Genomic DNA, 14,423 nt, shown 5'->3' on the forward strand with positions numbered 1-14,423 from the left:
GGTGCGCTCTAAAAGCGGATCGCCCGGCGCGTCACGACTGCGGCAATGGCGACGCCAACGGCCAAAGGGCCAAGTCCTGCTGGCTCGGGCACCGTGAGCGATGGCAGATTGGCCAGGGCGCGGGCCGACATGCCGTTTTGGATGAGATACGTCCGCATCAAAATCGCGTCGGCAAAGTTGGTGCTCCCGTCGAGATTCAAGTCGCCCTGCATGTAGCTGGCGAGCGGGTCCATCGCGGCCGGCAAGTCGGTCGAACCCCAGCCGGCGAGCAGTGCAGAGATGTCGTCGGTCGCCGCAGGGCCGGTGCCGTCGCCGGAGAGGACGCCATCCTGATTGATGTCGCCCAGCACGCCAGTCCACAGCGGCTGCAGGAACTGCGCGGGTTCGAGCGCGCCGGCCGAGATGCGAGCGAACTCCAAGTCGCCCTGAAAGAACTTCAGCCCGTCGTTGAAGGCGCCCACCAACAGATCGTTTCCATTGGCAAGCGAACCCCACGACGCGGTCGCCTGGGTGTCGACCAATTGGTCGTCGAGGTACAAACGCAGTTCGTTGTCGACAGCATCGAACACCGCGGCCACGTGATGCCACTGGCCATCGGTCACGTTGCCGCTCGAGGCGACGGCCGTCTGTGAGTCGTCGCCGACGAAGAAGCGTAAGTTTCCATCCTGGATTCGCAGCCAATAGCTGGGCTGCCCCGGCCCGACATCTTTGGCCAACAGCGGACCCGATCCGCCGCTGCCGCCGGTGGAGTGATGGGTGGTGGCGAACACCGCTTCGAGCGTAAAGCTCTCGTCGCCTTCGAAGTCGAACAGATGGTTGGACGTGTCGGGCACTTGAAGCCGGTCGTCGACGCCATCGAATCGCAGCGCGCCGCTGTTGCCAATGCCATACACGCCGGAGCCTTCAACCACCGTGGCTCCTCCTCCGAGCAAGGTCGCGTTCTGACCGTTGCCATGGGTATCGAGCACCGACGCGCCCGACTCGATGATTGCTCCCGGGTTCTGCCCGATGAAACCGACTCGCATCAAGTCGGGGCTTTCCAGCCACTGTTGGTCGAAGATGGCCAGCGTGATGAAATCCCGATAGTCGTTCACGCCATTCTCGTAGAGCAACCCGGCCACGGGGTTGGGCGCAGCGGGATCGGAGATCAACGCCATGTCGCTATACCCCGAAGGGCCGCGGCGTACCAACTTGCCGTTGGTCCAGGTGGCGGTTTCGTCGTACGAGAGCCGGACGGTCATCTCCCGTCGATCGTCGGGGTGCGCGGGATTGGCGAACAGAATGCGGTTCTGATCGTGGCCATCCGCCTGCCAGGTGAAGCGTTGGATCGAGCCCTCGACCGTTGGGTCGACCAGCTCGTCGACTTTCACGCCCGACAGGAACGTGAGCCCCGCGTCGCCCAACAGGCTGCTGGCTCGGCCGTTGCCTCGGTTGCGGGAGTTCACGTTGATCGTCTCACCAACCAGTTCCACCGCCTGGCTTTCGCTGGGCAGGTAGGCGGTGGTCGAGTCGTTCACCATCAGCGCGCCGCGCCGCCAGGTGAGTCCTCCGTCGTCGCTGTAGATCACGTGCGCGCCGCCTCCGGGGCCGTTGCCGGGGCCGCTGTTGTGAACCGACGCGGCCACCAACCGGCCCGCGTGCTCTCCGTATCGCAGCTGAATCCCACCACCCGGCCCCGTGGCGTACCATCTCCAACTGCGAGCCTTGACGTCCTCGGTGATTTCGACCGGCGTCGACCACGTGGCGCCATCGTCCGTACTTCGCTGAACCCACACCGTGCGGGTGCCATCGCTGGTGCCGCCGATGATTTCACTCGACGTGTCATGACCCAGGTTGCGGGTGGTGAGCAGCACGAGGTCTCCAGTGTTGCTGTCCAGAATGGGGACCGGGTTGCCAACCGTGTTGACTCCGTCTTCTTGCACCACCTGGAGCGGTCCCCAAGTCGAGCCGCCATCGGTGCTGCGTTTCATCACCAAGTCGATGTCGCCGGTGTCGCTAGTGCTGTTCACTCGCCCTTCGGCCATCGCCAGCAAGTCGCCGTTGGCGGCTTTCACGATCGCGGGGATGCGGAACGTGTCGTAGCCCGACTCGCCCTGCTCGAAGACGAGCACCTGCTTCAGCGCTACAGCGGAACTCTCGACCGCCGACGTGGTTCCCAGCAGCAGCGCGATGGTGAGGAGCGGAAAGGTCGTGCAGCGAGAGCGAAAGAAGGGAGGTCTCAGCATGTTCATCGGGCTTCAAACGGGCCGCTAATCAGTGATGTGGAAACGAAGAATGGGGCTACCCCAGGCGGCGGTCGTTACACGAAACCCTGCGGCCACCTTCATTGTAATAGCAGCGTACACAGCTTCTTCGCGACAATCTGCACGGCTTTTTATATTTCTGCAATCGATGGGCTAACTCGCGACACTAATGAAGAAGACGAGAAATGTTTCTGTGGCGATGTTCGTACTTTCGCCGCCGACGAGGGGAAGGTCTGCGCGCGATTTGGCTTTGTAGGGATGGCTCAAGAATAACTTTCTCCACTCTTCTCTCTCCCCCTTGCGGGGAGAGGCTAGGAGAGGGGGCTAATAAAGACGCGGAAGTTATTCTTGAGCCATCCTGTGGATCACTTGGAAGGAGCACGATATGAAGTTGATGTCTGTTTGCACGTTGCTTACCACTTGCCTGATGACGACCAGCCTGCTCGCGCAGGAGCGGCACTATAGCGCGATGTTCTCCGGAGCCGACGCAAATGCCACCGGTTCGGCGACTTTGGTGCTTTCGGAAGATCACTCGACGCTGAGTTACATGATCCAGCTGAGCGGCGTCGACCTTGGCGGCCAGACGGCTACCGTCGACGACGACGTCATCGGCCTGCACTTCCACAACGCCCCGGCCGGCAGCAACGGTCCAGTGGTGTTTGGCATCCTGGGCAGCCCGACGCTCGGCGGAACATTGAACCCGGCGCTCACCGACGACGCCGACGACCTGATGGTCGACGCCGTGGCCGGCACCATCAGCGGCGCGTGGGAAGCCAGCGACACCCCGGCCCTCACCGCGTCGATGCTCAACGAACTAAGCCAAATGGAACTCTACCTCAACGTGCACACCGAAGGCTTCCGAGGCGGCGCCACCCGCGGCCAGGTCATCCCCGAACCGGCAAGCGTAGTGCTGGGCGGATTGGCCTTGGTGGGGCTGGTCGGGTGGGCACGCCGGCAGCGAACAGTCATGTCGAATTGACGCAGGCTCAGTGCCAGTCGTGGCCGCATCGCAGGCATTGTTTCGCCTTGGCCGTTCGAACAATGTGTCCGCACTTTTCACACCGCACGATTTCGTTGGGGTGATCCGTAAGCAGGCGTTGCATCAGGTCGGAGAGAAACTGATCTCTTCCTTTGCGGAACAATTCGGCGGCCTCCAGGGTGGCGAGCAACTGGTCTCTCCTCTCGTCGAGCCAGGTATCTCCTTTCGACTTGATATCGTAGATCAGTGCTTGGTTCGCGCGCAGCTCACTCTCCGTCATCAAATGGCGATACGCCTGAGCTATGTAGTACTTCGGGTCGTCCATGGTAGAAAGAGCGCGCTACACGGGCAGCAAATCTCGCCGCATCTCTGCTAGAAATCCCTCTGGCGCGTTTTGGATTAGCTCGAACCCAGGGAACCCGCCCCATTGGAATGCATTGCGAAGATATGCAACGAAGCTCATGCAGTGCCTCTCGTGCAGGACCAAGCAATCAACACTTGGTCGTGACACTGGAATCGCATAGGCTGGCCCACCACTGATGTTTGCCTTGTGCAAATCGTCAGGAGCGAATGAAACGGTAAACGGAAAGTGTTCACTTGGCTCCTTTTCCTTGGTCCAGTTACTCCAGTCTTCGAGTTCATTCAATATGTAGTTCTTGTCACCTTCCACGACCAACGGATCCGTTTCCCACGTCTCCGATGGTCCAACTCCACTGTATCCAGACTTCGGCCAGGAATTGTCCGTGCCCATAAGATTCACACTACCTACGACTTCCTGAAAAGCTCGATAAGAAATGGGCAGGTACACTCCGAGATTCGCCAAGTCGTCGGCCCATTTGGTGGCGTCGTTAGGGGGAGGAACGTAGGCGGAATCTGGGTGAATGAAGCAATAGTTGCGAGCGTGCAGACGCTCCACGATCGTCTCGATGTTCCTGCGAACATTGCGCATAATCGCCCGTGCTACATTGAGTGCCTCTTCTCGAAACTCTCGGTCGTGCAGCAGACGTTCCTCGGACACGAGCCCGGCCCAGGTCATCTGTTGGTTGTAGATGCCACTGAACAAGGATCGCTTCCCTTTCCGGCCTTATGTACCGTGGCCATAAGCCCGCGGTGTTAGCACGCAAACCTCCCCCCACGCCAAAACACCCGGGGGAGGGAACTTCCGTCACTCCTTTTCCTTCTCACCTTCCTTCTTCTTATCTCCCCCCAGCGTGTAGTCCACCACCAGCACGTCTTTCAGGTGGGGGCGCAGCAGGTTGGCGAACGCTTTGTGGTCGGGGTGAGGCAGGTACGCTGCGCGGTCGGCTTCGGAGTCGAAACTGATCAGGAAGCAGTGGGTGAAGCCTTTGTTCAAGCCTTCGGGGCTGTTGTTCTTGCCCCATTCCAGGTCGGCGATCTCTTCGATCTTCTCCGGCAGGGCGGCGAACGCCTTTTCGATCTCGGCCACCTTCTCGGCTGGGGCGTCTTCTTTGAATTCGAATAGCACCACGTGGCGAATCATTCCCGATTTGTCCTTCTTCTCCCCCTCGGCCGACTTCTCCTTCGCCGCCTCGGCTTCCGGTGATGGGGTTTGTGACGGTGAATCCTGGGCCACGACCCAGGAGGTCACGAGCCCGGCGGCGACGAGAAAAGCAGCGAAAATCGTGGTGGCGCGGAAACTCATGCTACACTTCTCCATGGTGGAAAATGACTCAAAGGCTCGATCGCTGTGGGGATCGGGAGCCCGTTTTTTACCATATTTGGCCGCCCCGCGGGGCAAGAATGAAACTTGGCGGCCGAACCAGCAGTAGACCTTTGTGGGCGGAGTGATTGCGGCTCGCGGCGGGGCAGGTTGTGAGGTTTGCCTATCCCGGCCCGCTGGACTACAACACACCCTCTGGCACACACCGATTGGATCACCCAGGCTGGATTAAACAGGCTGGATCAAACTGGCCAGGGCGGACCGCTCAGCTACCGACCATTGTCTTATTCAACTTAGGCTTCACTTCCTTCCTTCGGCGAGGAGTACCCGTCATGCGTTCTATTGTTTTGCGTCCTTATCACTCTTTGCTCCGCGCCGCATTGGCCGCCAGTGTGCTGGTCGCCGGCTCGGTGGCCGTGGCCGCCGACATGGCGGACCACGCCAAGTCGCTTAGCGTCGCGCCGAAAGACTCCGCCTTCTACGTGTCCTGGGTGAAGAACCAGGAGCAAATCGAGGCGATTGCCAACAGCAACGCCTGGAAAAAGTTCATGTCCATTCCTGTCGTACAGATGGGATGGATGCAGGCCCAAACGCAGTGGCAGTTTCCCACTCAGCCTGAACTCGTGGCGTTCAAGAACTGGTTCGACAGCGAAGAAGGCCAGGACGTGTTCGGCTTGAGCAAGGAAATGTTCGCCGAGGAGTTCTTCGTCTACGGCGACGGCTCCGTCACCACGTTGCTGCAAGTGCTGATGGACATGAACTCCGAAATGTCCCGCGCCCAGTTCCAGGCGTTGCAGCAGTTTGGCGGACCGGACGCAGTGGACGAGGACGAAATCACCAAAGAAAACGTCATCAAGCTGCTCGACAAGTACAGCGACGACCTCGAGGTTCCCAACCTGGTGGCCGGCTTTGTGATTCAAGACAAGGCCCGCGCTTCGCGCGTGCTCGACATCGCCGAGAATCGCCTTCGCGATTTGCTCGAGAGCGAAGACGACGTGCCAGCATGGGTGCTGGAGAGTCTCGAGCGCCGGCAGGTCAACGGTAACGAGCTGCTCACGTTCACCGTAACCGGCGACATGTTGCCTTGGGACGAGATCGAAACGGAACTGGCCGACTCGCCCGAACTGTTCAAGAAGATCCAGTCGCTGATGGAAGACAAGAAGTGGGTCCTCGCCATGGGCATCGTCGACAACTACATGCTGATGACGATGACCGGCTCGCTCGACTTCTTTGAGAACTTTGGCCAAGGCAGCGACTCGCTGGCCGACACCAAGGAGTTCAAGCGACTTTCCGAGCACGCCGATAAGAACGTCATCACCATGGCCTACGCCAGTGGCGACTTCATGAAGGCCCTCGCTTCGCAGGAGCAATCGTTCGGCGACCTGGCCGTGATGGGCAAGGCTCTGTTGTCGATGGCCAATCTGACCGAAGAGCAGCAAGAATCGATCGACAAGGACATCGACGAGTTGAAGGACGACATCCTCCACTACTTGCCCGAGCCGGGCGCGGTGGCCGCGACCACGTTCACTACCGACCGCGGCTACGAGACCTTCACCTACAACTGGGGTGAGCAGCCCTCGACCATGGACGGTTCGAAGAAGCTCACGCTCATCGATCACATGGGCGAAGACTCCCTCGGCTGGTTCGTCGCCCGCGGCAAGCAATCGCCGGAGGGCTACGAGAAGTTCGTCGAGTGGTGCAAGCGTGGCATGGCCGACTTCGAGATGGTTGCCGAGCAGCAATCGTCTGAAAGCGACTGGCAAGAGTACGAGGCAGTCCGCGACCAGGTGCTGCCGCTGTTGAAGCAACTGGACGAAGCGAACCGCAAGTTCCTGATCCCCGGCTTCGCCGACGGTCAGAGCGCCATCGTGTTTGACGCCAGCGTGGCGGACGAAGCTTGGTGCGACTTGATGCCGGCCTCGGAAAAGGAACTGCCGCTGCCGACCATCGCGCTGGTTTCCGGCGTGAGCGACGCTGGCGCGGTTCGCGAGGGTGCCAAGGTGTACTACGACGTCATTCAACAAGCGATCGACAAGGCTCACCAGGCTAGCCCCGACGACGTTCCCAAGTTCGTCTTGCCGGTTCCCGCCGAGTCGACCACCAGCGCGGGCACCATCTATTCGTACGGTTTGCCTGGCGAGTGGGGCGTGAATGATCGTATAGCTCCTAATGCTGGTTTGAGCGATTCGGTGTTGGTGCTGAGCGTGCTGCCGGAGCTGAGCGAGAAGCTCATGGCCGGCTCGACGCCCAAGCTCGACGGCCCGGCGGCCGATTTCGACCGCCCGCTGTTGTCCGCTGGCCACTTCAAATTTGCCGCGTTCCTCGAAGCCTGTAAGCCGTGGATGGACTACGGCATCCAGGTCGCCATCGAGCAGTCCGGCGAAGACGGCGGTGGCACCGTGGCCATGATCGGCATGGTCAAACCCCAAGTCGACCAGGTGATCGAAGTGCTGCAGGCCGTCGACAGCTACACCGGCGTCACCTACCGCGACGGCGATTGCTGGGTCAGCCACGGCGAGATGCGAATCATCGACCTGGAAGACTAAAGTACCTCCATACTCCGTATGGAAATGCAGGGAACACCAATCGACGCCGGCCTTCGCCAATGGGTGAAGGTCGGCAGAGATTGGTGTTCCTTTTTGTTTTGTCCCACATATTGAACCATTGGCCCAAAACTCCAGTCGTTATGGTCCCACCCAAGTGGCAAAACCCCTTGTTTTCTCGACCAAACCAATCGGGGGTGCGATAAAACCCACCACGTTGTTCCCCGCATGTTGGACCAAAACTCTCCCTTGGCCCAAAACCCGATAGTGGCCGTTCGCTCCGCCGAACGAGCTCCCGTAGCAAAGCCAAGCAAAGCCGTGCACGAATCACCCAAGTCACCAGCGCACGCAACAGCACATCCCACCGCCTGACGACGGAAGTCTCACGAAAGCAATCGACTCCGCATTTTCCCACAGCCGGTGTAAAATAACTACAACCACCGGCTAAGAAAGCTGAGAAAGTGCGTGCCCGTAGAATAGAAATCCGCAAGGGGACGTTTTGGCAACTACGTTCACCTGTTTTAAGAAAACTAGGTCGACGACATGAATGAAATGCTGGAAGTATCTGAAGAGGGTGAACTCTATTCGACTCTGCTTCCTCCATTTAATCCAGGCACCTGGACAAAGATCGTTCCTTCCATGGGATTTGTGTGGATCAGTAACCCCAGCATGAACCTCAATGGTGAAATGGGCCCGATTGTTAGTAGATTGTTGTTTGGCTCGAAGGATGTAGATGTGCAGTGTTCGATTCATCAAATCGAGTTCGATGTGTCCATTCTAGCGGTTGAGTTTATTGGAATTGTTGAATCAGAGTTTCGACATGGAATAGACTTTATTCATATGTTTTTCATCGACCCGCAGGTGGAGAACCCTCACTTGTTACCTCCTGTGAGAAAGCTACTCTGATCTCAATTGTCGAGCGATTTACGCACGTTCGCTAATGCAGCAACTCTCCCACCTCAGAACTAGCCCGCCGCGTTTTGGCTGACCATTGGATTGCATGCTCTTGGCGGTCTGGCGCTTCGAGTATTCTACTGGCTGGTTGCTGGCTAGCTGGTGAGCCTGCCGGAACCGCGCGGAGCATGTTCCGGCCTTCGAAATATTAGCGAAGATTAGCGCAAATTAGTGTTCCTCCCATCCTCATCGCCAGCAAAGCAGCGTCACCTGCGCCACGGTATAATCTCCCGCATGAGATTCACCGTCCGCTCGATCCTGGTGCTCACGACCGGCGTTGCCCTGTGGCTCGCGCTGCTAGTACACGCGCCGCAGGTGGCGGTCGTCCTCGCGGCGATCGGGATCGCCGTGGCAATCTTCTGGTCGGCAAGATTCGTGCGTCCCGACAGGATGCGCGACGCGATGTTTGTGCTCGGCGTGTTGTGGTCGTACTTTACTTCCTACCTGCTGGCGATTGCGATTTGGCCTCGCCAGCCGCCGGAAGTCGTCGAGGCGATCTATGTGCTAAGCTTCGACTGGCTCAATCGCACGCCCGTGCGGCACTTTCTCGAGTGGTACTTTGAAGTTTGCCAAGGAGTAAGATGACCACGAGTACTCCCAGCGAAGGGTTGTGGCGATGCCGCTACCCTGGAAGATACGCGACCACGAAACACCGATTGGACTTCACGATGCGATATCGTTGCCTATCCATCCTCACCCTTGCCGCTAGCCTCGTCGCGACGTTGGTTGCGTCGGCCGAAACCCCAAGCAAAGACCTGGCCGGCGCGCCGCTCGCCCATGCGCGGCAAACGGCCATCGACGCTCGGGCGTTCCATGGGGAACTCGACGCGGAGAAGATCGCCAAGTGGATGCAAATTGCTTCGACCTGCACCATGGCGGAGTTCGAGTTGTTCCTCGCGCCGCTCACGACGGACGAGCAGAAGCTGCTGGATAAGATGCAGTCGATGCCTGCGCCGATTGTCAATCGTTTGCATTTCGAAGACCTGCGCGCGGTGCTCAAGAGCGGGCAGCTTTCGTCGTACTACGTGGAAGAAGAGCAGGGGGCCCACCTGGCGCACACCACGCCGGCGCTGGAGGACGAGCTGTACGGCGCGTACGACTGCGTGTTCGCCAGCGTTGGCCCGCCGGACGGTTCGCCGCGATACGGCGACGTGGTGATTCGCCTGGCCGACTCGGTCCGCCAGGGCGCCTGGGCCACGCCGTTCAGCGGCATGCACTTCATGTACGCGGTCCGCGGCAAAGACGCCCGCAAAATGCAAGATATGCTGGCCGCCGGCAAGTCGCTTCCGACCGCTCCGACCAACCCCCTGAGCCTCGGCTTCGACGACCGCCTGCACTTCTCCCACTACGTGGTGACCGAAAAGCACTGGAACCGCGCACTAGCCTATCAGGCGATCCTCGTGCTGCGCAACGCCGACGACACACCTGCCGGCACGCAAATTCGCCAGCGATTCGGTGAGCTACTCACAGAGAACGACACGCGCAAGTTCTGGACTACGTTCATCCCCGCGCGGGAGGAGAACATCACTAAAGCGGAAGCCGCCGCACGCGAGCCGTTCGGCTACCTGGAAGGCAAATTCGACAACCGTCTGACCACCGCCCACATGACCGCCATCGAAGTGCCCGCAGAGAAACTCGCAGAAGTCCTTTCTTGGCCCGAAACCCAAGCGCACCGGCAGTTGATACGAGCCAAAGCGGCCGACGTTCCGTAGCCTGACCCAACCTGCGAAAATTCACTAGCACCACCTGGTTACCCGATGACGTTACCCAAGAGATCGTCGAGAGTCATTTGTGTCGGCGACATTTACTATCGCTGGGTGTCTAAGTTTCAATCGCCTCGGCATATCATTGCGATTGAGGCTTCAGAAGATCCAGGCCAACGACTTCGGATTGTATTCGAAGAGGATCGGGTGATTACTCCCAAGGTGGTTGCTTACGTCATTCGCACTGCCCTGGAGCAAGGCTGGGAACCTCGCAAGTCCAAACTGCCTGATTTGCAGCTCGATGGTGATGAACTTGTCGCAGGCACGGAGTTCGAGTTAAATCACCCGCCCAATTGCAACTGGCCTCACTAGCGAAGTACCAATCAACCAGTAAGCTCAACCTTCCGCACCGAGCGTCTCTCCCCTCGTGACCATCAGGCGGAGTGAGTCATCCAGCAGCATCCATCGCTGCAGTGCGCTGCGCAACTCGTCGTCGATCAACAGACCGTGGATCAGCCGTTGCGTCTCGGTTTGATCGAGAAGTCCATCGACGTAGTCGCTGCACAGCTCGTCGATCAGCTCCTGTTTCTGTGGCGGATCGTGGTCGGTCATGCGCTGAAGTCGCTGCTAGCTGCTGGAACTCGGGAGAATGGGAGGGAGCAATTATTATGACACCACCCGGGCTCCAGAAATTCCAAAATTCCGCGCGGTATTTCCGAGTAGGCGTGGAATTCTCATGCGTCCGGGGCGTCCAAAGGGAGCACGCCATTCAGCGCGGCGGAAATAGCGATCGTCAGAAAAAACCTGTATTCTGGTAGGCGGTTTGTCGCCAGGCTTCAGCGACTCCATGCACAGCGATTCACTGCATTGACCCCAACATCAACCACCACCGGTGAAACGAAAGAGAAATGCGGTTGGCTGCGCTTCCGACTGCGGACGCTGTTAGTCCTCACTACGGTGATCTGTGTTTGGCTCGCCTTCAAGGCCAAGGTCGCGCATGACCAGCGTGTGGCGGTGGCCGCCATTCGCGAAGTGGGGGGCGAAGTTCTCTACGACTATCAGTTCAACGAAGATGGCGCGTTCCAGGACAAAGCAACTCCCTGGGCGCCAGCCTGGCTACGCAATGCCATTGGCGAAGACTACTTTGTCACGGTCGTCGGTGTGAGCTTCCTCACCAGTTCCGCGCGAGGCGGCGGGACGTATACCTACAATACACAAGTCACGGATGCAACATTGCGGCAGCTCATTCCGCTCAGGCGACTACGCTACCTGTTTGTCAGGTCTACCCAGGTGACCGATGATGGCCTCGAAACGATCGGCGATATGCAAGGACTCGAAAGACTTCGAGTATCAGGTCCTCGCGTTACGGATGTCGGTGTTGCCCATCTGGCACGACTCGAACGACTGAAGCTGCTATCGATCACGGCGCAGCGTGTATCGGACGCGGCCATGCCATACGTCGCCCGCATCGAGTCGCTCGAAGATCTGGAAATCCGCGGCGGGCAAGTTACCAACGATGGCTTGATTCCGATCAAGAACCTGCCGAATCTTCGAGTCCTAACGCTCTATGGTAACACCATGACTGGTATCGCTGGCACGCAGATCACGGATGCGGGTCTTAGGCACGTCGCCGAGCTAAAACAACTGGAGGTTCTGTGGATCAACAACATGGAGGTGACGCACTTCGGACTCGGGCAGCTGGAGCAACTTAGCAATCTAAGATCGGTCAACTTTTTCATGACTTCCGCGCCTCTCGATGGACTAGAGACGCTGCAACAGGCCCTGCCAAAAACGCAGATTCACGCCAGTAGTGGCGGGGGAGTGCTTTATGCAACTCCGTAAAAAGGGAACACTAATCAGCGCTAATCTCCACTAAGCAATTGATGCAGATTAGCCCCGTAGGATGGGTCAAGCGAGTCTAAGCTCGCGCGGACCCATCGGGCGGTGTAATGACGAAATACCCAAGTACCCAAATACCCAATGAGCGACGCTGGCGCGCTGATTGGTCAATTGGGTTTTTCGTCATTCGTTCATTACTTCTCGGCGATGGGTCCGCGCGAGCCGAGACTCGCTTGAACCATCCTACCATCGAATCGATTAGCGGAGATCAGTGTTGCCCCTTCGTCTCGCGTCTTCCCCTCTCCGCGTCTTTGCGTCAAACTAGTCCCCATGGCCACGCTCACGAAAATCGCCGGGGGAACTGTTTACGATCCAGCCAATGGGATCGAGGGCGAGGTGCGCGACTTGTGGTTTTCAGCTGGCAGAATGGTCGCGCCGCCAAGCGATCCAGGTGTGAAGGCCGATCGTGTGATCGATGCGGCCGGTCTGGTGATCATGCCGGGCGGGGTCGACATGCACTGCCACATCGCCGGGCCGAAAGTGAATGTCGGTCGCAAATTGCGGGCGGACGATCGCCGCGATCCGGGTGCGGCGCTCGAGCGAACTCGGCTGCGCGATGGCGGCTGGGCTCGCAGCGGCACGCTCGGCAGCGTTCCGTCGACGTTTGCCACCGCTTACAAATACGCCGCGCTTGGCTACACGGCCGCGTTCGATGCGGCGGTGCCGCCGCTCGGCGCGCGGCAGGCGCATCAGGAACTTGCCGACACGCCGTCGATCGACCGCGGCTTCTACACGCTGGTCGGCAACAACCATTACTTGATGGAGCAGATCGCCGCCGGCGAGCCCGATGGCGTCGAGGCGTACCTCGCGTGGCTGCTCTCGGCCACCAAGAGCTACGCGCCGAAGCTGGTGAACCCCGGCGGCGTCGAAGTGTGGAAGCAGCTCGGCGCCGGGCAGTCGACCGGGCTCGACGACCTCGTGCCGACGTTCGACGTTACGCCCCGCGAGATCATTCTCGGCATCACCCGCGCGGCCAACACACTGGGGCTACCTCACCCGGTGCACATTCACTGCAACCAACTCGGCATGCCGGGCAACTGGCGCACCACGCTCGAAACGATGAATGCGCTCGAAGGTCACCGCGGCCATCTAACGCACATTCAGTTTCACAGCTACGGCGGCGGCGATGCCGAGGAGACCTCGCTCAGCAGCCAGGTCGCCGAGCTGGCCGAGTACGTCAACTCGCACCAGAACCTTTCGGTCGACGTCGGCCAGGTGATGTTCGGCAACACGACCAGCATGACCGGCGACGGGCCGCTTGGTTACTACCTGCGAAACATCTACGGCGACCGCTGGTACTCGGCCGACGGCGAGGTGGAGTCGGGCTGCGGCGTGATGCCGATCGAGTACAAAAACAAAAACCTGGTGCACGCCCTGCAGTGGGCCATCGGCCTGGAGTGGTACCTGGCGGTCGACGATCCCTGGCGAGTGGTGATGAGCACCGACCACCCCAACGGCGGCTCGTTCCTCGCCTACCCGGAGATCATCCGCCTGCTCGCCGATCGCACTTACCGCAGTGACGTGCTGGCCACCTGCCCCAAAGGCTTGCTGGAACGAACAGCGCTCGCCGACATGGACCGCGAGTACACGCTCCACGAAATTGCCATCATCACCCGTGCCGGCCCGGCGCGACTATTGGGCCTGAAGCAAAAAGGCCACCTCGGCCCCGGCGCCGACGCCGACATCACGATCTACACGCCGAGCGAAAACTACGCCGAGATGTTCCAACTGCCGCGCATGGTCTTCAAAGCCGGCGAGCTCTTGGTCGAACAAGGCGAAATCCGCACCGCCACCACCGGCCGCACCTTGCACGTCGACGTCCCGTACGACGAAGCCCGCCTGGCCAAGCTGCCCGAGTGGTTCAACTCGCGATACTCGCTGGAGTTTGAGAACTTCGCGGTGAGCGAAGAGGAGTTGGGGCGTTAGCATCTGGACTATGTCTGCGCGGTTGAACCTCGAGCGAAGTTTTATCGCGCCTGAGGAGATGGGTCGAGTTCCAAATCGGTACCGAAGAGTATAGAAGTCTGACATTCCAAATGAGCTACGACTTAAGGGTGTTTTGCCGAACAATCACGGAAGAATCGTGTATTGAGATCTTCGGTGTCTTTGGTCCAGTCACACTTGAAGAAGGCGTTTGGCGTGTTGCAGTCGGTGAGTCTTCCGTTTGGGGAGAACTTCGAACTTCTTCCGCAGAGCCATATTTTGATTCCGAGTTGCCTTGTCTTTCGGTAACGGTCAATACAGGTTGCCCCGCCAGAACCACTTGGGGACAGTTTATGATTCCCTATATGTGCTTAGTCGAGTGGCCTCAAGCTGCGGTGGTCGACCCACAGAAGGACCTATGCTTCCAAGATTCAGATGAGTACCTGCTCTATGCTTCTCAGAGAGTTCCCACTCGAGTGAGAATTCGGGAACTCCGTA

At 59.1% G+C, this 14,423-nt stretch carries 12 protein-coding genes; 7 read left to right on the forward strand and 5 right to left on the reverse strand.

Going from position 1 to position 14,423, the window contains the following annotated elements:
- Positions 1–8 precede the first annotated feature (8 nt).
- The gene (locus ACQK2L_RS10455; protein ID WP_425396904.1) at positions 9–2,225 is read right to left on the reverse strand and encodes an exo-alpha-sialidase; all 2,217 of its coding nucleotides are present in this window, start codon (positions 2,223–2,225) and stop codon (positions 9–11) included.
- Positions 2,226–2,628: 403 nt separating this feature from the next.
- Between ACQK2L_RS10455 and ACQK2L_RS10460 the strand changes: the two genes are divergently transcribed.
- Positions 2,629–3,222, forward strand: coding sequence for a CHRD domain-containing protein (locus tag ACQK2L_RS10460; RefSeq protein ID WP_425396905.1), 594 nt, complete (start codon positions 2,629–2,631; stop codon positions 3,220–3,222).
- Between the two features lie 7 nt (positions 3,223–3,229).
- Here ACQK2L_RS10460 and ACQK2L_RS10465 read toward each other — a convergent pair whose 3' ends face one another.
- The 3 genes from ACQK2L_RS10465 to ACQK2L_RS10475 form a co-directional block, all read right to left on the reverse strand.
- Positions 3,230–3,547: a hypothetical protein gene (locus ACQK2L_RS10465; RefSeq protein ID WP_425396906.1), complete on the reverse strand. Its 318-nt coding sequence runs from the start codon at positions 3,545–3,547 to the stop codon at positions 3,230–3,232.
- Positions 3,548–3,562: 15 nt separating this feature from the next.
- Positions 3,563–4,285, reverse strand: coding sequence for a hypothetical protein (locus ACQK2L_RS10470; RefSeq protein ID WP_425396907.1), 723 nt, complete (start codon positions 4,283–4,285; stop codon positions 3,563–3,565).
- A gap of 102 nt (positions 4,286–4,387) precedes the next feature.
- Entirely contained in the window at positions 4,388–4,885 is a 498-nt protein-coding gene (locus tag ACQK2L_RS10475) for a Dabb family protein (RefSeq protein ID WP_425396908.1), read from the reverse strand.
- Positions 4,886–5,235: 350 nt separating this feature from the next.
- Here ACQK2L_RS10475 and ACQK2L_RS10480 point away from each other — a divergent pair, with 350 nt between their 5' ends.
- The 4 genes from ACQK2L_RS10480 (at position 5,236) to ACQK2L_RS10495 (ending at position 10,112) form a co-directional block, all read left to right on the forward strand.
- Positions 5,236–7,449, forward strand: coding sequence for a hypothetical protein (locus tag ACQK2L_RS10480; protein ID WP_425396909.1), 2,214 nt, complete (start codon positions 5,236–5,238; stop codon positions 7,447–7,449).
- Between the two features lie 540 nt (positions 7,450–7,989).
- On the forward strand, positions 7,990–8,352 hold the full coding sequence (locus tag ACQK2L_RS10485) for a hypothetical protein (protein WP_425396910.1): 363 nt from the start codon (positions 7,990–7,992) through the stop codon (positions 8,350–8,352).
- Between the two features lie 282 nt (positions 8,353–8,634).
- On the forward strand, positions 8,635–8,985 hold the full coding sequence (locus ACQK2L_RS10490; RefSeq protein ID WP_425396911.1) for a hypothetical protein: 351 nt from the start codon (positions 8,635–8,637) through the stop codon (positions 8,983–8,985).
- An 83-nt stretch (positions 8,986–9,068) separates the two neighbouring features.
- The gene (locus tag ACQK2L_RS10495; RefSeq protein ID WP_425396912.1) at positions 9,069–10,112 is read left to right on the forward strand and encodes a hypothetical protein; all 1,044 of its coding nucleotides are present in this window, start codon (positions 9,069–9,071) and stop codon (positions 10,110–10,112) included.
- 387 nt (positions 10,113–10,499) lie between these two features.
- On the opposite strand, the gene ACQK2L_RS10500 is transcribed toward ACQK2L_RS10495, so the two are convergent.
- Complete coding sequence (locus tag ACQK2L_RS10500) at positions 10,500–10,715, reverse strand: hypothetical protein (protein ID WP_425396913.1); 216 nt, start codon at positions 10,713–10,715, stop codon at positions 10,500–10,502.
- A 255-nt stretch (positions 10,716–10,970) separates the two neighbouring features.
- Between ACQK2L_RS10500 and ACQK2L_RS10505 the strand changes: the two genes are divergently transcribed.
- Together ACQK2L_RS10505 and ACQK2L_RS10510 are read left to right on the forward strand one after the other, a co-directional pair.
- Positions 10,971–11,945, forward strand: coding sequence for a leucine-rich repeat domain-containing protein (locus ACQK2L_RS10505; RefSeq protein WP_425396914.1), 975 nt, complete (start codon positions 10,971–10,973; stop codon positions 11,943–11,945).
- 327 nt (positions 11,946–12,272) lie between these two features.
- Positions 12,273–13,928, forward strand: coding sequence for a formylmethanofuran dehydrogenase subunit A (locus ACQK2L_RS10510; protein ID WP_425396915.1), 1,656 nt, complete (start codon positions 12,273–12,275; stop codon positions 13,926–13,928).
- Positions 13,929–14,423 lie beyond the last annotated feature (495 nt).

It is taken from the genome of Aeoliella sp. (assembly GCF_965227375.1).
In the GTDB taxonomy this organism is placed as follows: domain Bacteria; phylum Planctomycetota; class Planctomycetia; order Pirellulales; family Lacipirellulaceae; genus Aeoliella.

Bases quoted from the DNA above. Each gene is read 5' to 3' on its own strand.
- ACQK2L_RS10455 (WP_425396904.1), bottom strand. From the start codon at position 2,225: ATGCTGAGACCTCCCTTCTTTCGCTCTCGCTGCACGACCTTTCCGCTC.
- ACQK2L_RS10510 (WP_425396915.1), top strand. From the start codon at position 12,273: ATGGCCACGCTCACGAAAATCGCCGGGGGAACTGTTTACGATCCAGCC.
- ACQK2L_RS10460 (WP_425396905.1), top strand. From the start codon at position 2,629: ATGAAGTTGATGTCTGTTTGCACGTTGCTTACCACTTGCCTGATGACG.
- ACQK2L_RS10490 (WP_425396911.1), top strand. From the start codon at position 8,635: ATGAGATTCACCGTCCGCTCGATCCTGGTGCTCACGACCGGCGTTGCC.
- ACQK2L_RS10475 (WP_425396908.1), bottom strand. From the start codon at position 4,885: ATGAGTTTCCGCGCCACCACGATTTTCGCTGCTTTTCTCGTCGCCGCC.
- ACQK2L_RS10480 (WP_425396909.1), top strand. From the start codon at position 5,236: ATGCGTTCTATTGTTTTGCGTCCTTATCACTCTTTGCTCCGCGCCGCA.
- ACQK2L_RS10495 (WP_425396912.1), top strand. From the start codon at position 9,069: ATGCGATATCGTTGCCTATCCATCCTCACCCTTGCCGCTAGCCTCGTC.
- ACQK2L_RS10465 (WP_425396906.1), bottom strand. From the start codon at position 3,547: ATGGACGACCCGAAGTACTACATAGCTCAGGCGTATCGCCATTTGATG.
- ACQK2L_RS10485 (WP_425396910.1), top strand. From the start codon at position 7,990: ATGAATGAAATGCTGGAAGTATCTGAAGAGGGTGAACTCTATTCGACT.
- ACQK2L_RS10500 (WP_425396913.1), bottom strand. From the start codon at position 10,715: ATGACCGACCACGATCCGCCACAGAAACAGGAGCTGATCGACGAGCTG.